Source organism: Flavobacterium sp. (assembly GCF_027483985.1).
Taxonomy (GTDB): domain Bacteria; phylum Bacteroidota; class Bacteroidia; order Flavobacteriales; family Flavobacteriaceae; genus Flavobacterium.
On sequence record NZ_JAIXTJ010000025.1, the window covers coordinates 53,253 to 75,690 of the forward strand.

General features: G+C 32.2%; 13 protein-coding genes. 9 read left to right on the forward strand and 4 right to left on the reverse strand.

What is annotated here, in order from left to right:
- Window positions 1–100 precede the first annotated feature (100 nt).
- From Q0050_RS07510 to Q0050_RS07525, 4 genes are all read right to left on the reverse strand, one after another.
- Window positions 101–2,998: an alpha-amylase family glycosyl hydrolase gene (locus Q0050_RS07510; RefSeq protein WP_298393846.1), complete on the reverse strand. Its 2,898-nt coding sequence runs from the start codon at window positions 2,996–2,998 to the stop codon at window positions 101–103.
- A 72-nt stretch (window positions 2,999–3,070) separates the two neighbouring features.
- Entirely contained in the window at window positions 3,071–4,219 is a 1,149-nt protein-coding gene (locus tag Q0050_RS07515) for a SusE domain-containing protein (protein ID WP_298393848.1), read from the reverse strand.
- A 58-nt stretch (window positions 4,220–4,277) separates the two neighbouring features.
- A complete protein-coding gene (locus Q0050_RS07520) occupies window positions 4,278–5,864 on the reverse strand; it encodes a RagB/SusD family nutrient uptake outer membrane protein (RefSeq protein WP_298393850.1) in 1,587 nt (528 codons plus the stop codon).
- Between the two features lie 10 nt (window positions 5,865–5,874).
- The gene (locus Q0050_RS07525) at window positions 5,875–8,823 is read right to left on the reverse strand and encodes a SusC/RagA family TonB-linked outer membrane protein (RefSeq protein WP_298393852.1); all 2,949 of its coding nucleotides are present in this window, start codon (window positions 8,821–8,823) and stop codon (window positions 5,875–5,877) included.
- Window positions 8,824–9,101: 278 nt separating this feature from the next.
- Between Q0050_RS07525 and Q0050_RS07530 the strand changes: the two genes are divergently transcribed.
- The 9 genes from Q0050_RS07530 to Q0050_RS07570 all read left to right on the forward strand — a co-directional run bounded on the left by Q0050_RS07530 (window position 9,102) and on the right by Q0050_RS07570 (window position 22,387).
- The gene (locus Q0050_RS07530) at window positions 9,102–10,124 is read left to right on the forward strand and encodes a LacI family DNA-binding transcriptional regulator (protein ID WP_298393855.1); all 1,023 of its coding nucleotides are present in this window, start codon (window positions 9,102–9,104) and stop codon (window positions 10,122–10,124) included.
- Between the two features lie 173 nt (window positions 10,125–10,297).
- Complete coding sequence (locus Q0050_RS07535; RefSeq protein WP_298393857.1) at window positions 10,298–11,827, forward strand: MFS transporter; 1,530 nt, start codon at window positions 10,298–10,300, stop codon at window positions 11,825–11,827.
- Entirely contained in the window at window positions 11,820–12,476 is a 657-nt protein-coding gene (pgmB, locus tag Q0050_RS07540) for a beta-phosphoglucomutase (RefSeq protein ID WP_298393859.1), read from the forward strand. The genes Q0050_RS07535 and pgmB overlap by 8 nt, the downstream gene beginning before the upstream one ends.
- Window positions 12,477–12,578: 102 nt before the next feature.
- Window positions 12,579–14,882 carry a glycoside hydrolase family 65 protein gene (locus Q0050_RS07545; protein ID WP_298393861.1) on the forward strand — a complete coding sequence of 768 codons (2,304 nt, stop codon included), beginning with the start codon at window positions 12,579–12,581 and terminating at the stop codon, window positions 14,880–14,882.
- Between the two features lie 103 nt (window positions 14,883–14,985).
- Window positions 14,986–15,393, forward strand: a complete 408-nt coding sequence (locus tag Q0050_RS07550) for a GxxExxY protein (RefSeq protein WP_298393863.1) — start codon at window positions 14,986–14,988, stop codon at window positions 15,391–15,393.
- Between the two features lie 43 nt (window positions 15,394–15,436).
- The gene (locus tag Q0050_RS07555) at window positions 15,437–17,272 is read left to right on the forward strand and encodes a glycoside hydrolase family 13 protein (RefSeq protein WP_298393864.1); all 1,836 of its coding nucleotides are present in this window, start codon (window positions 15,437–15,439) and stop codon (window positions 17,270–17,272) included.
- Window positions 17,273–17,357: 85 nt separating this feature from the next.
- Complete coding sequence (locus tag Q0050_RS07560) at window positions 17,358–18,296, forward strand: alpha/beta hydrolase-fold protein (protein WP_298393866.1); 939 nt, start codon at window positions 17,358–17,360, stop codon at window positions 18,294–18,296.
- A 9-nt stretch (window positions 18,297–18,305) separates the two neighbouring features.
- On the forward strand, window positions 18,306–20,729 hold the full coding sequence (locus Q0050_RS07565) for a TIM-barrel domain-containing protein (protein WP_298393867.1): 2,424 nt from the start codon (window positions 18,306–18,308) through the stop codon (window positions 20,727–20,729).
- 2 nt (window positions 20,730–20,731) lie between these two features.
- A complete protein-coding gene (locus tag Q0050_RS07570) occupies window positions 20,732–22,387 on the forward strand; it encodes an alpha-amylase family glycosyl hydrolase (RefSeq protein WP_298393868.1) in 1,656 nt (551 codons plus the stop codon).
- Window positions 22,388–22,438: the final 51 nt, after the last annotated feature.

Below are 22,438 nucleotides of genomic sequence, written 5' to 3' on the forward strand. Positions count from 1 at the left end.
AAAAAGAATTGATTTTGGGGCAAAGTTATAGCATAAAAAAGACCCTTCAAAATTATGAAGGGTCTTTTAGAAAATTCTATTTTAAACTAACTCAACAAAATTATTCTTTAATTAATCTTAATGTTTTTTCGCGATTATTGACATCAGCAACTTTAACAATATAAACACCTTTAGTCAAATCATCAATTGGAAAAGTATCGTTAACTGTTGTACTTGAAAAAGATTTCACTAATTGACCTGTTATAGAATAAATTTGAACTTTTTCTACTAAAGTATTAATAGTAAAATAAGTTGAAGCTGGATTAGGTGACAATGCAACAAAATCTAAAGCATCAAACGTATCATTATTAAGAAGAGCTCTATTACCAAAAACTCGATAACCTCCTGGTTCGATACTAATGTTCATATTAACATTAGAAACGGTGAACGTTGTATTATCCATAAGATTAGCCCAAGTTCCAGTGTATGGAAAACCACCTGCAACATTATAGGTAGCATCTGAAAAATTAGTCAATACAAAAACATAACTCAAAGCAGAAGTTTGAGAAGTACTTGTCCAAACATCTAATCTTGGACGACCGGTATTTCCAATATTCCATGCATATGTTCCGTTTTCAAAAACATTTTCTGTTTTCTTCATATCAATCATTTTAGCCCAACTATTATAAATTGCGCTTCTGTTGGTATCAGTTAACCAATTTCCAGTCCATTGAGGCTGTGGCTTAGTATCTAATTTACAATCAGGATTCGAAAAAGAAACTGCTCCATTATTACATGTCCATAATGAACTATTCCAACCTAATTCACCAAAGTGCCAAATCATTTTTGGACCAGGAACTAATAGGTGCACTGCTCCCATTGCTGGCAACCTTTGAAGCACTTTATTTAAATTACCTTGAGTTTGTCCTGCTTCATTTAGGGCTTTATAGGCAACTCGCTCTTCATCATGACTTTCTGCATAACCAATAAATCGATCAGTGGCATCTGCTATTCCTGAAATATCTGCAAAATTCCCTTTTACTAAATTAGCATACGGATCAGTCATTTTTCGCCATTGCATAATTCCTTTTGTATCACCTGAACGAAGGTAATTTGCCCATTCCACTTCCTCATTATATGATCCGCCGTTGCCTAGGTGTTCGAATATAATTAAAAAGTTGGGATCAATTTCCCATTGTCTATCAGCATACCATTTAAGCTTTGCAACTCTATCTGAACGGTATCCATTGGTGCAAGTTTCTTGACCTCCTGCAACGTTAGGAGGACATTGTTGTGTAAAACCTTTCGTTAAATCCCAACGGAATCCATCAATTTTGTATTCTTCAATCCAATGTTTTATAGTTGCAACCGAATAAGTGTTAGTCAAGTTATCTGGCTCTCTAAAATGATTTAAATCAGAACCAACATTATAAGAATGCATTGCGTCTTGATTACAATAAGGATTTTCACTAGAAACTTTAAAACCTGTTCCATTAGACCAACCATCATTATCTGAATCAAGCATCCACATTCTTTCAAGTGGAGAACGACCAAAAACATGATTTAGTGCGATATCTAAAATCACTGCTATCCCATTTTGATGACATAAATCTATAAATTCTTTTAACTTAGATGGCGGACCATAACGCTTGTCTAATGCCATATGAAAAACCGTGTTATAACCCCAACTTTCATTACCTTCAAATTCCATTACTGGCATTAATTGTATTGCATTAACTTTAAGATTTTTAAAATAATCAATCTTATTAATTAAATTTTGATAAGTTCTATTTGAATCAAAATCTCTTACAAGAGCTTCATATACAACCAAATCTTTCTTTTTAGGTTTAACAAAGTTTGTTGTAGCGGCACTCCAATTATAATTATAAAATGCATTTGGGCCAGTTTGCAAAACAGTAACTTCTCTTTCTTGTCCCGGTGCAATAGTTGCATATACTGGTAAACCAGGATATACGCCCAAAGCTATAATTTCTGGATCATCATAAGGAGAAAGTACAAGTTTAGAAAAAGGGTCGGCTGTTTTTACTATAGCAGGTGAATTAGCAGGTCTATTAGTATTGTCACATACCCAATATTGATAGGCATATATCTGATTAGGAGTTAAACCATTAAGTTGCAACCAAAACTTTCCTGTAGTTGCGTCTTTTCGCATAGCAGATGAAGTAGTTGGAGACCAGTTATTAAAACTACCAGCAACATAAACAAAATCCTTAAATGGCGCATTTAACACCAAAATTGCTTTAGTTGGATCGGCAGGATCATAATTTATTCCATCTACCAAACTTGGATCCATCGGAGCATTAATAGTTCCTGGATTAACAATTACTGTAAACCGTTTTGTTACGGTTGTAGTTCCTAAAGTTGCTGAGATAACATATACTTTATTTGTAGTTACATTGGTGTCACCACAAGTAAAAAATGATGTAGGCGCAGTTGAACATGAAATTGGAACCCCATTAGCAGTAACAGTGTAAGTAGCATTTCCGCCAGTGTTAGAAGCAACAATACTAACATTGGAGCCTGAATTAACAATGGTATTACTGTTTTCGGTCGGACTAATTAAGTTCATTTGGAATGCTCCAACTTCTGACGTAATATCTTGTGATTTTTTATCGCTACTGCCATCTTTAGCTTTTATTAAAAAACCTATTCTACCAATACCAGTTCTGTTATAAAAAGTATTTGGAGTTAGTGTAATTGTATAAGTATCATTACCAGCATTGTAAGTCAATCTATTAGTTTCACTTGAACTAGTCCATGTACCATTTGTAGGACAATCTTGAATGTTAGCATCACTAATATCAAAACTCCAAGCCCAAAGATAAAGAGCATTATTGGTTACACCCCAAGTTGATTCATTTATACTATTGCCATTAAAAGTAATGGTTATAGCTTGATTTTCTTCAAAAACTGTAGGTGAAATTGTGTAAGTCACTGTTTGTTGTTGAGAAAAAACAACAAAAGGAAAAAGCATGCATAATAATAAAATTCTTTTCATAGCATAGATTTGAATAAAAAAGCACATTCTCGAATTAACTTAATAAATCGAGAATGTGCCATATTGGTTGTATTAATTAGGCATTAACCTTATATTGTAGTTTGCAGAATTTCTGATATCTAAAACAACTTTATAATTTCCTGCTGCTGGAACTTTCATGTTTCCACCATTTAATTTAATTTTATACTGACCTCCAGTTGTAGTGTTCTCTGTATTTCCAGAAGTTGTTCCCATTTTAACAGACCAATCATCTTTCAAACGAATTAAAAATTCGTCATTAGTAAGCGCTAAATCAATAGTATACATTCTGAAATAAGGAGACGCTGGGTTAGTATCAAACGTCATATAAGTTGGATTTCCCCAACCATTTGGCGTTGCAGCACCAATAATTGCAACTTGCCTTTTACCCATTGTATAAGTTTGTGCTGGCCAATTTACTGTAAAGAAATACGTTCCTGCGCCTTCTGCTGGCTTGATATTGCTTCCACCTAAATTACCAGTAAAAGAACCATCTGCACTACTCTCACCTTTATCATTTCCTGACCAAGTTGGGTCTGAATTGAACTTAAACTCTGGATTAGCAACATTCATCCATACGAAACCTTCATATTTACCATCATTTCCTGATGAATAAATTGTTGCTGAATTACCAGCACCTGACCAATCAGCAAATGTACTTGCTCCGCCATAACTTCCTGGAAGGTATAATTTTTGAAATTCATCAAAAGTGTCATAAGGAGTAGCTGAAATAGATACTTCATTAGAAATAGCTGCAACACCATTAGTAGATGATGCTAATTGCGTGGAAGGTTTTCCGATAACTCTTAACTTAAATGACCCAGAAGTTCCAATTGAACCACCAGCACTTAAAAGTAAGTTATTCAAAACTCTCTGAGTAACTGATTTTTCATTAATTCCTTCGTTAGAACTCATCGTACCCAAAACTATCGAGCTAGATGTATTTGAAAAACTTTCTGTACTCTTTACTGCTTGAAGAGAATAAGTAACAGAAGAAGAGAATCCAAAATCAGCTGGAGTCCATTTAGCTGTAAAAGCATTTGTTCCTGCTGTTGAACCTGTTAATACAAACGAACCACCAGTTGGAGATGACAAATTAATTGCGCTTGAAGTAGCTGTAGGGTCTAATTTTTCATCACTACAGGATACAATTGAGGTAAGTGTTCCTGCTAATAACATTAAACTTAAAAATATTTTTTTCATAATTTTTTATATTAAACACCTCGGAAAAGATAAATCGATTCCGAGGATAATTTTATTATTAATAACCAGGATTTTGTTGTAATGTAGGGTTTGAACCAATTGCAGTTGCTGGTATTGGGAAAATTTTATATTTATCATCAATAGTAGTTCCTGATTGAACTGCACCTTTCCACTGCCAGTTGTAAGTACTTCCTGTGTATTTGCCAAAACGGATCAAATCTTGTCTTCTATGACCTTCCCAGTATAATTCTCGAGCTCTTTCGTCAAGAACAAAGTCAAGTGTAATATCACCAGCTGTAACCGCGGTAGCACCTGCCCTAGTTCTTAGTGTATTTACATAACTTGCAGCTTGACTAGTACTACCTTGTCCTCTTGCCGCTAATTCTGCATACATTAAATACGCGTCAGCTAATCTAAATACTGGAAAATCGATATCTACAAAGTTACCAGACACATCAGATCCAGCACCACCAGTTGACTTGATATTTTTATATTTTTCAACAGCATATCCATCGCCAAAGTTACCGATATTACCAATTGACAATGTTTGTCCTGATGTATAGAACATACCTCTTGGATCACCAGCAAATTTATTAACAAACTCTTGTCTAGTTCTTAAACCAAACCAACCACCATTAACACCATAATTAGATGGATTCATTGAACCTCCAATCGCAGCATGTGTTAAGAAAGTTGTTCCTCCATAAGTTTGTGTATTTAAACCGTTATATCTTATTGGAAAGATCATTTCAGTTTGCGAACCATTACTATCGTTATCAGCCATAAATACTTTTCCGTAGCTTGAACTTGTATTAATTGAATACGTTGAACTTAATACCGGAGCTAACGCCGCTGCAGCTTCTGCATATTTGTTTTGATTGATGTACACCTGCGCATTTAAATAAACTTTAGATAATAACATTTTAGCAGCAATTTTATCAACTCTACCAAATTCATTAGAACCTGAAGCTAACAAATCAGCATCAATAGCATTCAATTCACTTATGATAAAATCAAAAATGAATGATCTACTTCTTTGTTGCGGAAAACTAAAACCAACAGTATCGTTTTCTGTTGTGAATGGAACATTTCCAAACATATCCATCAAATGCCAATAAGAAAAAGCTCTCAAAAAACGTGCTTCAGCTCTATAGCTTACAATCTGAGCTCTTGTAGCTGCAGTAACATTTCTAGAATTTAATTTATCATTTGTAGTTTGTCTTAAATACTCATTACATAATGATACTTGATACATACAACGAGAAAACATTGCATAAATGAACTCATTATTTGATGCCCACGTGTGGTTGTTTAAAGAAGGTAAGTTTCCATCTGCCCAAGCAATAATTGCTTCGTCAGTAGTAATTTCATTCATTACCCAGTAAGCTCTCAAATATTGTCCGAAACCTTCATCAATTCCAGCGATATCAGAATTTCCTGCTGGACCTTGTTGCCCTGAAACAGCTAACCCAGCATAAAGTTTTGCTAGAAACTGCTTGTAAGAAGCCTCATCTTGATAAAATACTTCTGATGAATAGATATCTTCATCAATCTCGATTTTATCTAGCTCTTTAGTACATGACGTCATTGATAAAATGGTCACTACTGAAAGAACTAACATTTTAATAATTCTACTTTTTTTCATAACTTTTTTTTTAAAAATTTACATTACAGCCAAGTACAAACATTCTTGCTCTTGGGTAAATCGTTTGATCAATTCCAGATAAAATTTCAGGATCTAATCCTTTATATTTTGAAATAATAAGTGCATTTTGTACACCAAAACTTAGTCTAGCAGTAGTAGCATTTCCAAATGGTTCTGCAAAATTGTATCCAAAGCTGATGTTATCTAACTTAATAAACGAAGCATCTCTCACATAGTAATCTGAGAAAAATCTATTATTACCTTCGTTAACAAAACCTGATTCGAAGAAAGATGGGTTTATATTATTTAACGGTGTAATTTGGTTTATAGAATTATCTAAATAACCATATGAAGAACCATTATTATCATAGATATAGTTTCCTAAACTTGCTCTCCACGACATTGACATATCCCATTTCTTGTAATTAAATGTAGACATTAAACCAAATGTGAAATCAGCATATGGTTGTTTGTACTGGTACATATCTTTTGGAGTTATCAATCCATCACCATTTCTATCAACGTAAACACCTTCTAAAGGTTTTCCGTTTGTACCATAAACTTGCTCATATACATAAAACGCATTTGGCGCATAACCTGTTGAGTTGATTTGAATATTATTTCCAACACCACCTCTGATTCCTCCTGTTAAGAAACCAGGTGCTTCCGTACCATCGATAGCAGTTGCCGTAATTTTTCTATCTTGATAATTTGCATTAAAATTAATATTCCAATTTAAATCTGTAGATTTTAACACATCAAAATTTAATCCAAGTTCAACACCTTTTACTTCTAAGTTTCCGAAATTTCTTGGTCCGTTGTTAGTTAAATTGGCACCGTCAGGGTAAGCTACAAAAGCTAATAAATCTTCAGTTTCTTTTTGATACACATCTAATGTACCTTTAACTTTTTTAAACAATTCGAAATCTAAACCGGCATTGTATGTTGTAGTTTCTTCCCACTTAATTGTATTAGAATAAAATGAAGGTCTTACAGTTGTTACAAAAGTATTTCCAAATTGATATTGAGCTTGTTGATTTCCTGTAACATACTGAGGTATATAAGAAAAACTAGTAGACAATTCTTGTTGACCAGTGATTCCCCAACCTAATCTTAATTTTAAGTTAGTAACTGATTTACTTTCTTTTAAAAAGCTTTCATTAGATATATTCCAAGCAAATGCAGCTCCTGGAAAAATTCCAGATCTTACATCTTCAAAGAAATTATTAGTGATATCGTTTCTTAAATTTAACGTCAATAAGTATTTATCAGCAAAGCCAAGATTAGCTCTACCAAAATAAGACTCTAATTTACTTACAGGACTTGTAAAAGTATTTTGTGAATTAATTACGTTCGCAGGATTTCTTAATTCTCCTGAATTATAATCAACACGATTTCTTTCATAATAAGTATGTCCTGCAGTTACATCTACATTTAATTTACCAAAAGATTTTGTATAGTTTACATAAGCATCAAGAGCTGTATTTGTTCTATTACCCCAAAACTCACTATATCTTCCTAAATTATTTGTTCCGTTGAAAAAGCCGTTGATACTACGATTACTTAAGTCATTTCTACCTTGAGATTGTTCTCTATCAAGACCTGCTAAAACAGTGAATTTTAATTCTGGTAGGAAGTGTAATTTATAATCCAACTGAACATTTCCATAGTAACGATATCTTTTTGTTTGATTATTTCTTTGTTGAAGTGCAGCAACTGGGTTGTCAGCAGCTAAAAAATTTGGATTATTAGAACCATCTAACCACTCAAAATAACCTCCAAATTGTTGGCTGTTAATATTCACTGGTTGTGTTGGATCAAAATTAATAGCACTACTTATAGCACCTTCGTCAGCAAAACGCTCCTTAATAACAGAGAAGTTTCCATTAATAGCAATTTTTAAATGGTCTTTGAATAAAGATGGATTTAATCTTAAAGAAGCAGTTGTTCTATCGAACTTAGAAGTTTCTAAAATACCTGGAATATAAGTATGACCATATGTGAATGATGTTGGCAATTTTCCGAATAAAGCACCTCTTAATCCTACATTATTATCAATTGATACTGAATTTGAGAAAATTTCCTCTTGCCAATCAGTGTTAGAATTTCCTAGTCTTGCAAGTCTTGAAGGCGCAATATTATACTGAGCGATATTTGCAGGATTTGTTAAAAAACTTTTAAAGTCTGCAGCAGAAGTAGTATTTATTTTGTCCGCTAAAGTATTAACTGTAAATGTTGTTCCTACAGAAACTTTTAGTGCACCTTTAGCACCTTTTTTAGTAGTAACTAAAATAACACCGTTAGAACCTCTATTACCATAAATGGCAGTAGCAGAAGCATCTTTTAAAATAGATATATTCTCAATATCATTAGGATTAATCGTTTGTAAATTCCCATCGATTGGCAATCCATCTAATACAATCAACGGATCGTTAGAAGCTTGCAATGAAGCTCCACCACGAATTCTAATCGCAGCACCATCTCCAGGACGACCACCTTGAGTAACAACTACACCCGCAACACGACCATTTAACAACGACTCTGTGTTAGAATTAAAACCTTTATTGAAATCTTTTGTAGTCAATAAATCTACAGCACCTGTTGCATCTTTTTTCTTAACAGAACCATAACCAACTTGAACTACAACTTCTTGTAAAACATTGGCTTCTTCTTCTAAAGAAACTGCTAATGATTTTTGACCTTGATACGCGACGGTAGCGTTCTTATAACCAATAAAAGAGAACACTAATTTGTCTCCATTTTTTACTTTAGTTAATTTAAATTTTCCGTCAAAATCGGTTGATGTACCCGTTTGAGTACCTTGAATAATTACGTTAACTCCTGGAATCGGTTGATTTGATTTTGAATCAACTACAACTCCGTCCACCGTGGTTTGAGCCAAAACACTAAATGGGAGCATTAGCAATAAAAATAACAACTTTTTATAAATTGTTTTCATACATTTTGTTTAGGTTAATAAATTTGTTTTTTAGCTTATACTTTAACTTCGAATGTTAAATTTATAATAAATTTTCAGATAAAAAAATGAGACTACTATTATATAGTACCGAAAACGTTTTCGTGTTGAAAACTTTCTCAAATATTCAGAAAAATAAAGGTAAAATTCACAATTAAAAAAATAAAACCTATCTTTATTCAGAAATTAATTTTCTGTTAAGAATTAAACATTTTTTAATTTTGAAAAATTAGTTTTACAATCAACTTATAAACCAAAAAATGAGAAGAAAAGTCACTTTAAAACAAATTGCAAAAGAATTAGATGTTTCTATTTCTACAGTATCTAAATCTTTGAGAGATAGCAGTGAAATTAGCGAAGATACTCGTCAAAAAGTACAAGCGTTTGCTAAACTATACAACTATAAACCAAATAATATTGCACTTAGTTTAAAAAACAGAAAGTCCAAGACAATATGCATCATTATTCCGGAAGTCATTCATCATTTTTTTGCTACCGTAATTAGCGGTGTTGAACATGTTGCTAATGAAAATGGCTATAATGTAATTGTTTGTTTATCCGATGAATCATTTGATAAGGAAGTCATTAATATGGAAATGTTAGCCAACGGAAGCATTGACGGATTCATCATGTCTTTATCAAAAGAAACCCAACAAAAAAGAGATTTTCATCATATTACGGAAGTTATCAATCAAGGAATGCCCGTTGTAATGTTTGACAGAATTACAAACGATATTTTATGCGATAAAGTAATTATTGACGATAATTTAGCCGCTTTTAATGCTACTCAATTCCTTATCGATAAAGGATTTAAAAAAATTGCCTTGCTAACAACAGTAGATTATGTTAGTGTAGGAAAATTAAGGACAGAAGGTTACATCAAAGCATTGAAAACCAACGATATTAAAATTGATGAAAACATAATAATAAAAATTGAAGACACTGATAACTTTGAAAATCAAATTGAAGCTTTAATAAACAATAATGACCTTGAAGCAATTTTTGCAGTAAACGAAATTTTTGCAGTTACTGCAATAAAAGTTGCAGCAAGATTAGGAAAGTCAGTACCAAAAGACATCTCAATTATAGGTTTTACAGATGGTATTATATCTAAATATTCATCGCCATCTATAACTACCGTTAGCCAAAATGGTGCGAAAATGGGTGAAAAAGCAGCAAGAATGCTTCTCGAAAAACTTGAAATTGAAGAGGAAGATTACGAAGAACAATACAAAACCGAAGTCATAGAAACCGAATTAGTAGAAAGAGAATCTACACTTTAAATTACTTATCAACAAAAAAACGTTTTCGTAACTCTTTTTTTATAGCAAAATCTGAAAACTGAAAACTTTTAATATCTTTACAACATCAAAGCTTATACTTTTTACTTCGAAAACAAAAAATAAGTTTTGATAAGCATCTAGCTTATCGTATTTCTAATCTCTAAATTACGATAATGGAAAAGCGTAAGTTAAGTTTCTGGCAAATTTGGAACATGAGTTTCGGATTTCTAGGGATACAAATGGGTTTTGCCCTTCAAAATTCTAATGTTAGCAGAATATTTCAAACACTGGGTGCTAACATAGACGACATTCCTATTTTGTGGGTTGCTGCACCAATGACTGGGCTAATAATTCAACCAATTATCGGCTATTTTTCAGATAGAACTTGGACAAAACTAGGCCGAAGAAAACCTTATTTTCTTGCTGGTGCAATTTTAGCGTCTGCTGCTTTATTTATAATGCCCAATTCGCCTATGTTGTGGTTTGCTGCAGGTATGTTATGGATAATGGATGCCTCTATTAACGTTTCAATGGAACCTTTTCGTGCATTTGTAGGTGATAATTTACCCGATTCACAAAGAACGACTGGTTTTGCAATGCAAAGTTTCTTTATTGGAATTGGTGCTTATTTTGCTTCAAAACTTCCGTTGATTTTTACTCATTTTGGGGTAAGTAACACGGCACCTTTAGGAATTATTCCTGATTCTGTTAAATATTCCTTCTATTTTGGTGGAATTGCTTTCCTAATTACCGTTTTATGGACAGTTTTAACTTCTAAAGAATATTCACCAGAAGAATTAGAAGCTTTTGAAAACCATAATAAGGAAACTTATCAAAAAGAAACACATTCTAAAGAATGGTTTGTAACAAATGGTAATTCTCATCTTAGCAAAGGACTATTGTTTTTAGTAGTTAGCGCATTATTCTCATTTGCAATTTATAATTATGACTTGAAAAAAGATTTATACGTTCTTTCTATTGGTCTAATTGGTCTTGGCGGAATTGCAATGCTAATTTCAGGATTATTGCAAAAAACAAACAATACAGAAAATGGTTTTGTTACTATTATGAACGATTTTCAGTTTATGCCAAAAATAATGAAACAATTGGCTTGGGTACAATTCTTTTCTTGGTTTGCACTTTTTTCAATGTGGATTTACACTACTCTTGCCGTTACACAACACATTTACAAAACAACAGATACAACTTCTGACGCATACAATACTGGAGCAAATCAAGTTGGAGAAATGTTTGCGAATTATAACTTAATTGCAGCTATTGCAGCATTTCTTTTACCATTATTAGCAAAATATACTAGCAGAAAATTTACTCATTTCGTAGCATTAGTTTGTGGAGGATTAGGTTTAATATCTGTATATTTTATTTCTGAACCGACAGTTTTCACAATGGAATGGCTACCTATGATTGGCGTTGGTATTGCTTGGGCAAGTATTTTATCAATACCTTATGCTATGCTTTCAGGCTCTTTGCCTTCTAGTAAGATGGGTTATTATATGGGAGTTTTTAACTTTTTTATTGTAATTCCTCAATTAGTAGCAGCATCTATTTTAGGATTTTTAGTTTCCAAATTTTTTAACAGCGAACCGATTTACGCTTTATTAATTGGTGGAGCATCTATGATTCTTGCAGGAATAATAGCTTTAACCATTAATGACGAATCGAAAATTAATTTAAATGAATAACAAAAAAGCATTCATATTCGACCTTGACGGAGTAATTGTTGACACAGCAAAATATCATTTTTTGGCGTGGCAAAAATTAGCTCAAGAACTAGGCATCGAATTTACACCCGAACACAACGAAGAATTAAAAGGAGTTAGCCGAGTTCGTTCTCTTGATATTATTTTAGAACTTGGAGGAATTCAAGCTTCTCAAGAAGACAAAAACAAATGGCTTATCCAAAAAAATGAAGATTATCTATCCTATTTGGTAGATATTGATGAAAGTGAAATTTTACCTGGTGTGCTTCCTGTATTGCACTATTTAAAAGATAAAAATCAACTAATTGCATTGGGTTCTGCAAGTAAAAATGCACGACCAATTTTAGAAAAAACAGGAATTATAAATCTATTTGATGCAATCGTTGATGGAAATGATGTTTCCAATGCAAAACCTGATCCAGAAGTATTTCTTCAAGCAGCAAAAAAATTAGGTGCAACAAACGAAAATTCAATAGTTTTTGAAGATTCAGTTGCAGGAGTTCAAGCTGCTAATATTGCAAATATGACTAGCATTGGGATTGGAGAAGCAACAACATTGCACGAAGCAAAATATATATTTAAAGATTTTACATTTATTGATGTTTCTTTTATTGAATCGTTGATAAATTAGAGAATAGAAAATAGAATAAAGAAAAAAGAGAATAGATATTTTGAAAGTTTAAGATTCAACTTTTAAACTTCTAAACTCCTAAACTTTTAAACTTAAAATAAAATGAACCAAGATTATATCAAAGCAGACAATTGGTCCATCATTGAAGAAGGATTTGATGTAGAAAGAGTAAAATCGTCTGAAAGTTTATTCAGTATCGGGAACGGTGCTATGGGACAACGTGCCAATTTTGAAGAACATTATTCAGGCGAAACATTTCAAGGAAGTTATATTGCAGGAATTTATTATCCTGATAAAACCAAAGTAGGTTGGTGGAAAAATGGCTATCCCGAATATTTTGCAAAAGTATTAAACGCTCCGAATTGGATTGGAATTGATATCGAAATCAATGGCGAAAATTTAGATTTGGCCAAATGTCAATCGGTTGATAATTTTAAGCGTGAATTGAATATGAAAGAAGGTGTTTACTACCGTTCGTTTCAAGCAATTTTACAAAACGGACTGAATATATCTGTAAATATAACACGTTTTCTTTCGTTAGACAATGACGAATTAGGCGTTATTAATTATGAAATCACACCTTTAAATGGTGATGCTAAAATTGTTTTCAAACCTTATGTTGACTCCGGAGTTCAAAACGAAGATGCTAACTGGGAAGAAAAATTTTGGGAACCATTAGAAGTAAAATATACAGCTAATGAAGCTTTTGTAACGGCAAGAACGTTCAAAACTCATTTCACGGCAACCACTTTTATGCAAAATACTATTTTGATAAATGGTTCAAACACAAACGCAACTCCATCAAATGTGGAGAAAAATAATGAAAAAGTACAATTCACCTATGAAATCAATGTTTCGAAAGACGCAACAGGTTCTATTCAAAAATTAGGTGGTTATACAGTTTCATTAAATCACGAAAACACACAAGTTGCTGCTCAAAATGTAATTTCGGAAGGTTTGAAAATAGGTTATTCTAATTTAAAAGAAAATCAAATTCAAGCTTGGGCAAAAATCTGGGAAATGAGCGACATTACTATTGATGGTGATGTAAAAGCACAACAAGGAATTCGTTTCAATATTTTCCAATTAAATCAAACCTATTTAGGAAAAGATTCTCGTTTAAATATTGGTCCGAAAGGATTTACAGGAGAAAAATACGGCGGTTCAACTTATTGGGATACCGAAGCGTATTGCATTCCTTTCTATATGGCTACGAAAGACCAACAAGTTGCAAGAAATTTATTGACTTACCGATACAATCAATTGGATAAAGCGATTGAAAATGCAGGTAAATTAGGTTTCAAAAACGGAGCTGCTTTGTATCCAATGGTTACAATGAATGGCGAAGAATGTCATAACGAATGGGAAATCACTTTTGAAGAAATTCATAGAAACGGTGCGATTGCTTTTGCGATATTTAATTATTTTAGATTTACTGGAGATTACTCTTATATTCCTGAAAAAGGATTAGAAGTTCTGATTGGAATTGCACGTTTTTGGCACCAAAGAGCAACCTACTCTACTTACAGAAATCAATATGTGATTCTTGGAGTGACAGGTCCAAATGAATATGAAAACAACGTAAACAATAATTTCTATACTAATTATTTGGCCAAATGGTGTATTGATTACACTATCGAGCAAATCAATAAAATAGAAAAAGAATACAGTTCTGATTTTGCTCGCATTATGAATAAAGTGAATCTTGATGCAGCAGAAATCTCACATTGGAAAGCAGTTGCCGATAATATGTATTTCCCTTATTCGGACGAATATGGCGTTTACTTACAACAAGATGGTTTCTTGGACAAAGAATTAGTAAAAGTGCACGATTTAGATAAAAGCCAACGTCCGATTAACCAAAAATGGTCTTGGGACAGAATTTTGCGTTCACCATACATAAAACAAGCGGATACTTTACAAGGTTTCTATTTCTTTGAAGATCATTTTACCAAGGAGCAATTAGAAAAACATTTCGATTTTTACGAACCATTTACTGTTCACGAAAGTTCGCTTTCACCTTGTGTTCACTCGATTCAAGCAGCAACTCTTGATAGAATGGAACAAGCTTACACATTTTACTTAAGAACATCTCGCTTAGATTTAGATGATTATAATAAAGAGGTTGAAGAAGGTTGTCACATCACATCAATGGCTGGAACTTGGATGAGTATTGTAGAAGGTTTTGGTGGAATGCGTGTTAAAAATGACGCGTTACATTTTGAACCTAAAATCCCATCACAATGGCAAGGCTATTCGTTCAAAATCAACTTCAGAAATCAAATTTTAAAAGTTGAAGTGCTTCAAAATGAGACTAAATTTTCATTAGAAGGAAGCAAGGAGATATCTGTTTTCGTCAATGGAAAAGAAGTTTTAGTGGAGCCGAATAGTTTGGTGACAGTATAATTTTTTAAACTATTTTATAAATATAACCATTAAGGTATTAAGTTTCATTAAGTTTTTTTCTTAATTTTCTTAATACCTTTATGATTTATAAAAAATATTCAAAATGACTAAGAAAGAAATAACACAACTATCCTACGAAATTGTGGGTTGTGCCATAAAAGTTCATAAAAAACTTGGTCCTGGTTTGTTAGAAAGTATATACGAAGAATGTTTAAAATATGAATTATTAAAAAAAGGATTTGATGTTAAACAACAAGTTCCGATTAAAATAGAATATGATGAATTAATATTAGAAAAAGAATATCGATTTGATTTATTAGTTAACGATTGCATTGTTATTGAATTAAAAACTGTTGAAAAATTTGAACCTATACACGAAGCAATAATTTTAACCTATATGAATATTTTAAAAGTCCCACAAGGATTATTAATCAATTTTAAAACTACAAATATTACAAAATCAACAAAGCCTTTCGTGAACGATTATTACCGAATGCTTGATGACGAATAAATCTTAATGAATCTTAATATCTTAATATCTTAATGGTTTAACAATGAAAAAACTCCTTCTATTTTTACTTTTAATATCATCGTCAACTTTCGCTCAAATTGACCGAGTTGAACCGCCTTTTTGGTGGAGTGATATGAATCTTTCTGATGTTCAAATAATGTTCTACGGAAAAAACATTGCTCAAAATGAAGTTTCAGTTTCCAATGGAATTGTAATTAAAGGCATTCAAAAAACCGAAAATCCTAACTACGTTTTCGTAACCATCGACACTAAAAATATTTCTGCTCAAGATTTAGTTTTTACTTTCAAAAACAAAAACAAGTCGTTTACACAAAATTATTCTTTAAAATCTCGAAGAGAAAATTCTAGAAACAGAAAAAGTTTCGATAGTTCAGATATGATTTATCTAATTATGTCTGACCGATTTGCAAATGGTAATCCAAATAACGATTCTGATAAAATTCTTACTGAAAAAGCAGACCGAACAAACATAAATGGCAGACACGGCGGCGATATTGAAGGAATGATTAAAAATTTAGATTATATCAAAGAACTTGGAGCAACCGCTATTTGGCCAACTCCACTTTGTGAAGATAATGACGACAGAGGTTCGTATCACACTTACGGACAATCGGACGTTTACAAAATCGATGCTCGTTTTGGAACCAATGAAGATTACCTTCGTTTGAGTTCTGAATTGCACAAGCGTGGAATGAAAAATATTATGGATTATGTAACCAATCATTGGGGTTATAAACACTGGATGATGAGCGATTTACCAACATATGATTGGATTCATCAATTTCCGGGTTATGCTCAAACTAATTACAGAATGAGTACACAATTTGATACCAATGCTTCTAAAAAAGATTTCGATTTGTGTATGGATGGATGGTTTGTAAAATCAATGCCCGATTTAAATCAATCCAATCCTTTAGTTTTAAACTATTTGACACAAAACGCTATTTGGTGGATTGAATACGCTGACCTAGATGGATTTAGAGTAGATACATATTCCTACAACGATAAAACTGCTATTGCCAAATGGACGAAATCCATAACCGATGAATATCCAAATTTTAATGTGGTTGGTGAAGTTTGGATGTACGATCAAGCGCAAATGGCTTATTGGCAAAAAGACAGTAAAATAGGTGCTATTCAAAGTTACAATTCCAATTTACCAAGCGTGATGGATTTTACTTTGCAAGATGCTATTGCAAACGGAACATTCAATGAAGACAAACAAGAATGGAGAAACGGTTTGGTAAAAGTGTATGAGAATTTCAACAACGATTTCTTATATCCGAACATCAATAATTTATTAGTGTTTTTTGAAAATCACGATACCAATCGATTGAATGATTTATACAAAAATGATTTCAAAAAATACCAAATGGCGGTTTCCCTAATTGCAACTGTTCGCGGAATTCCTCAAGTATATTATGGTTCAGAAATTGGAATGGCAGGAAGCAAAAATGTGGGCGATGGTGACATTCGTAGAGATTTTCCTGGCGGTTGGAATGGCGATAAAAACAATGCATTCACAAAATCAGAAAGAACAGAAGAACAACAAAAATTCTTTGATTTTACCTCTAAAATATTCAATTGGAGAAAAACAAAATCGGTAATTCACAACGGAAAAACTACGCATTACGTTCCAGAAAACAACGTTTATGTATACTTTAGATATGATGAAAAAGAAGCTGTAATGGTTGTGATGAATAACACCAATGAAAAACAAACCATCAAAACTTCAAGATTTCAAGAAAACATTAAAAACTTTAAATCTGGAAAAGATGTTATCTCTGAAAAATCATTTGATTTAAAAAATGATATTGAACTTGAAGGAAAATCAGTTTTAATTTTAGAATTAAAGTAAATAATAAACCATTAAGGTATTAAGTTGCATTAAGGTTTGACTTAATTTTCTTAATCTCTTAATGGTTAAAAAAATGAAAATGAAAATGAAAAAAATTGTTTTACTAATATTAATCACAACGTTTTCATTTGCTCAAAGCAAAATTGAAAGTCATCAAATCATTAACAAAGAAAAAATTGAAGGAATTATCAATCGAATTGATAGTTTTCCAACAAAATTCATTGTTCCGAGAACCGTTGATGTTTGGTTACCATCCAATTATTCTAAAGATAAAAAATATAGCGTTTTGTATATGCACGATGGACAAATGCTTTTTGATGCCTCTTCAACTTGGAATAAACAAGAATGGATGGTTGATGAAGTAATTTCAAAATTAAATTCTGAAAATAAAATTCAAGATATTATTATTGTTGCCATTTGGAATATTCCAAACTTGCGTCATATGGATTTATATCCAAACAAACCTTACCAATTACTATCAAAAGAAATTCAAGAACAAATTCAAACAGAAGTAAAAAAGGCAAAATTTCCATTTGATGACAAAAAGATAAATTCTGATAATTACCTTCAATTTATAGTTTCGGAATTAAAACCTTATATCGATCAAAATTATTCTGTCTTTACCGATGCTGAACACACAGGAATTATGGGTTCAAGTATGGGTGGATTGATTTCGATGTATGCCATTTGTGAATATCCAAATGTATTTGGAAAAGCGAGTTGTTTATCAACACATTGGGTTGGATTTAGAGATTTTGAAAACAATCCAATTCCAGAAAGTTTTTTTACTTATATGCAGAAAAATTTACCTGATCCAAAAAATCATAAAATTTACTTTGATTACGGAACAGAAACACTTGACGCAAGTTATTTAAAATATGAATATCGAGTGGATGAAGTTTTGCAAGCTAAAGGATACACAACAAAGAATTATAAAAGTCTCAAATTTGAAGGAGAAAATCATTCGGAAGCTTCTTGGCAAAAACGAATAAATATTCCTATAGAATTTATGTTTGAAAAATAAACAATGAAAATGAAAAAACTATTTGCACTACTATTTATATCAACAATTTCATTTGCTCAAAATGCAGATAGAAAATTCATTAAAATCGAAAAACTTTCTAGTGGGTTTTCGATTAAAGTTTCAGATGGAAATTATTTAATAAATTTTCTAAATGATAAAATTATTGAAACTTCATTTACATCAAATGGAGAAAAAAATAACAAGCCTTCAGATGCAGTTGTTTTAAAAAATAAATTGAAAAATATTTCTTTCAAAGAAAATAAAAACGCCATTGAATGTAGTTCCAAATCAAATAATTTAAAAATAGTAATCCAAAAATCTCCATTTAAAATATCCTACTTAAATAATAACGTAGAAATTATTTCTGAAAAATCAGGTTATTTAAAACGCAAACACATTCCTTTAGATAATGTAAAAGGGAACATTACAGCCGATTCTACCGAAGTTTTACAATTCAATATTTCATCAGATGAAGTACTTTACGGTGGAGGCGCAAGAGCTTTAGGAATGAATCGTCGTGGCAACAAATTAGCACTTTACAACAGAGCGCAATATGGTTATGAAACACGTGCCGAATTAATGAATTTCTGTATTCCATTGGCTTTATCTTCCAAATTATATGCTGTTCATTTTGATAACGAAGCCATCGGATATTTGGATTTAGATTCTAAAAAAGATAATACTTTAGAATATGAGACAATTTCAGGACGAAAAACGTATCAAGTAATTGTAGGCAATTCTTGGGAAGATTTAGTAAAAAACTACACCGATTTAACCGGAAAACAACCTTTGCCTCCACGCTGGGCATTAGGAAATTTCTCTTCTCGTTTTGGTTATCATACACAAGAAGAAGTTGAAAAAACCATCCGAAAATTTGAAGAAAGTAAAATTCCTGTCGATGCTATAATTCTGGATTTATATTGGTTCGGAAAAACAGTTCAAGGCACAATGGGTAATCTAGAATGGGATAAAGATAACTTCTCAAATCCAGATAAAATGATTTCAGATTTGAATGCAAAAGGTGTAAAAACCGTTTTGATAACAGAACCTTTTATCCTTACAACATCATCCAAATGGCAAGAAACAGTTGATAAAAAAGTCTTAGCAACATTAAAAGATGGAAAGCCTGCCACTTGGGATTTCTATTTTGGAAACACCGGAATTGTTGACGTATTCAAACCCGAAGGAAAAGAATGGTTTTGGAATGTTTACAAACGATTAATAAATCAAGGAGTTGGCGGACTTTGGGGTGATTTAGGCGAACCTGAAGTTTTTCCTTCTTATGCCAATACCTTTTCAGGAACAGCGGATGAAATTCACAACGTTTACGGTCACAATTGGGCAAAGTTAATTGCTGATGGTTACAAAAAAGATTTTTCTAATCAACGTCCATTCATTTTAATGCGTTCTGGATATTCTGGAAGTCAACGTTTTGGAATGATTCCTTGGAGTGGTGATGTTTCAAGAAGTTGGGGCGGCTTGCAAAGCCAAATGGAAATTGCACTTCAAATGGGAATGCAAGGAATGGCTTATATGCACAGTGATTTAGGTGGTTTTGCCGGAGATTATTTTGATAACGAATTGTATCTGCGTTGGTTGCAATATGGAGTTTTCAACCCAATTTTTCGTCCGCACGCTCAAGAAGATGTAGCATCAGAAGTGGCCTATAAAGACGTTGACACGAAAGAAATTGCGAGGAAAGCTGTTGAATTACGTTATCAATTACTGCCTTACAATTACAATTTGGCGTACGAAAATTCAACATTTGGCAAACCATTAATGCAACCTTTATTTTTTAATGAACCAAACAACAAAGAATTACTTTCAAAAGCTGACGGTTATCTTTGGGGAAATGATTTTTTAGTGTATCCAATTACAGAAAAAGGGCAAACTCAGAAAGAAGTTTATTTTCCGAAAAATTCAAACTGGTATGATTTCTACACTGGAAAAAAATACGATGCTGGAACAACTCAAAAAGTAGAATTAAATAAAAATAACATTCCAACATTTGTCCGTGGAAACGTATTTTATCCGATTACAAAATTGGTTCAAAATACGAATCAATATGATAATTCTGACTTGGATTTACATTTTTATTTTGAAGGAAAATCATCAAGTGAAAGAGAATTTTATTTTGACGATGGAAAAACACCAGATAACTTTATTGATGCTAAAAATCACGAAATTTTAAATTGTTCTACCGAATTAATTAAGAATCAATTTTTTATTAGATTGGAAAGTAAAACAGAAAATCAAGAACTACTTTCCAAAGGAAAAGACGGAACAATTTTTATCTACAAATTTGAAAACAAACCTAAAAATATTTTGATCAACGGAAACAAAGTTGATTATAAATATGATCTAAAAACAAAATCGTTAGAAATAAAATACAACCACACCAACTATAAAACCGATATCACAATTACCCTTTAATTATGAAAAAAATATCTTTTTTACTCATTGCATTAGTAGCTTTTTCAAGTTGTAACACAAGCAAAGAGGTAACTTATACTCAAAAAACCAAAACACCTTTCGTTTGGGAAAGTGCCAATGTCTATTTCTTATTAACCGATAGATTTTTGGATGGAAATCCAAACAACAATGCTTTAATTAAAAGAGATAAACCTACTGCAAAATTGCGCGGTTTTGAAGGTGGTGATATTCGTGGTGTGATTCAAAAACTAGACGAAGGTTACTTTACCGATTTAGGAATCAATGCCATTTGGATGACGCCTGTTGTAGAACAAATTCACGGTTCAGTTGATGAAGGAACAGGAAATACTTATGGTTTTCACGGTTATTGGACAAAAGATTGGACCGCATTAGATCCAAGTTATGGAACTCGCGAAGACTTAAAAGAATTGGTTGATAAAGCACACGCAAAAGGAATTAGAATTATGCTTGATGCAGTTATAAATCACACTGGTCACGCCACAGAATTAGACGAAAAATATCCTGATGATTGGGTTCGTTCAACTCCAAATTGCAAATACAATTCGTATGATACTAATATCAATTGCACTTTAGTAACTGGACTTTTTGACGTTAAAACAGAAAGCAAAGAAAATGTTGAATTACCACCATTTTTGATTGCAAAATGGAAAAAAGAAGGTCGTTATGAAGAAGAAGTTGCCGAATTGGATACATTTTTCAAAAAAACAGGTTATCCAAGAGCACCAAAATATTACATTATGAAATGGTTAGCCGATTATATTTTAGATTTCGGAATTGATGCCTATCGTGTTGATACTGTAAAACATACTAAAGAGGATGTTTGGTATGATTTTGGAAAAGTTTGCGAAATGACTTTTGCAGAATTTAAAGCTAAAAATCCATCAAAAGTTTTGGATAATAATGCTTTTTTTACTGTTGGAGAAGTTTATGGTTACAACATTGGAAGCAAAAGATTATACGATTATGGCGATAAAAAAGTAGACTATTATGCCAACGGGTTTACTAGTTTAATCAATTTTGATTTTAGAAATGAAGCCAAAATGAACTACGAAGAATTGTTTTCAAAATATTCCAATATTCTTCAAAATGATTTAAAAGGAAAAACGGTTATGAACTACGTTTCGTCTCATGATGACGGATATCCTTTTGACAAAAAACGTGAAAAAACATTTGAATCTGGAACCAAATTATTGCTTACTCCTGGAATTTCTCAAGTATATTATGGTGATGAAACTGCTCGGTCTTTAGATATTGAAGGAACAAATGGCGATGCCACTTTACGTTCAATGATGAATTGGAACGATTTAAAAACCAATAAAATGACGTTCAAAGTATTAAACCATTGGCAAAAATTGGGACAATTTAGAAATAATCATCCATCGGTTGGTGCAGGAATTCACAAACAAATTACGAGTTCTCCTTATGTATTTAGTCGTGACTATTCTAATGGAAATTATTCTGACAAAGTTGTTGTTGGTTTAGATTTGCCTATCGGAAAAAAAGAAATTTCTGTTGGAACTATTTTCGAAAACGGCACAAAAGTAAAAGATGCATATTCTGGAATAACATCAGAAGTTATTGATGGTAAAGTTGCTATTGATACTACTGAATCTATACTACTACTTGAAAAAAAATAGCTAGCATCATTGCCAATATCAGAAAGCTGTCAATTTAGACAGCTTTTTTTA

Coding starts and splice junctions, on each gene's coding strand:
- Q0050_RS07510 (WP_298393846.1), bottom strand. CDS start 2,998: ATGAAAAGAATTTTATTATTATGCATGCTTTTTCCTTTTGTTGTTTTT.
- Q0050_RS07515 (WP_298393848.1), bottom strand. CDS start 4,219: ATGAAAAAAATATTTTTAAGTTTAATGTTATTAGCAGGAACACTTACC.
- Q0050_RS07520 (WP_298393850.1), bottom strand. CDS start 5,864: ATGAAAAAAAGTAGAATTATTAAAATGTTAGTTCTTTCAGTAGTGACC.
- Q0050_RS07525 (WP_298393852.1), bottom strand. CDS start 8,823: ATGAAAACAATTTATAAAAAGTTGTTATTTTTATTGCTAATGCTCCCA.
- Q0050_RS07530 (WP_298393855.1), top strand. CDS start 9,102: ATGAGAAGAAAAGTCACTTTAAAACAAATTGCAAAAGAATTAGATGTT.
- Q0050_RS07535 (WP_298393857.1), top strand. CDS start 10,298: ATGGAAAAGCGTAAGTTAAGTTTCTGGCAAATTTGGAACATGAGTTTC.
- pgmB (WP_298393859.1), top strand. CDS start 11,820: ATGAATAACAAAAAAGCATTCATATTCGACCTTGACGGAGTAATTGTT.
- Q0050_RS07545 (WP_298393861.1), top strand. CDS start 12,579: ATGAACCAAGATTATATCAAAGCAGACAATTGGTCCATCATTGAAGAA.
- Q0050_RS07550 (WP_298393863.1), top strand. CDS start 14,986: ATGACTAAGAAAGAAATAACACAACTATCCTACGAAATTGTGGGTTGT.
- Q0050_RS07555 (WP_298393864.1), top strand. CDS start 15,437: ATGAAAAAACTCCTTCTATTTTTACTTTTAATATCATCGTCAACTTTC.
- Q0050_RS07560 (WP_298393866.1), top strand. CDS start 17,358: ATGAAAAAAATTGTTTTACTAATATTAATCACAACGTTTTCATTTGCT.
- Q0050_RS07565 (WP_298393867.1), top strand. CDS start 18,306: ATGAAAAAACTATTTGCACTACTATTTATATCAACAATTTCATTTGCT.
- Q0050_RS07570 (WP_298393868.1), top strand. CDS start 20,732: ATGAAAAAAATATCTTTTTTACTCATTGCATTAGTAGCTTTTTCAAGT.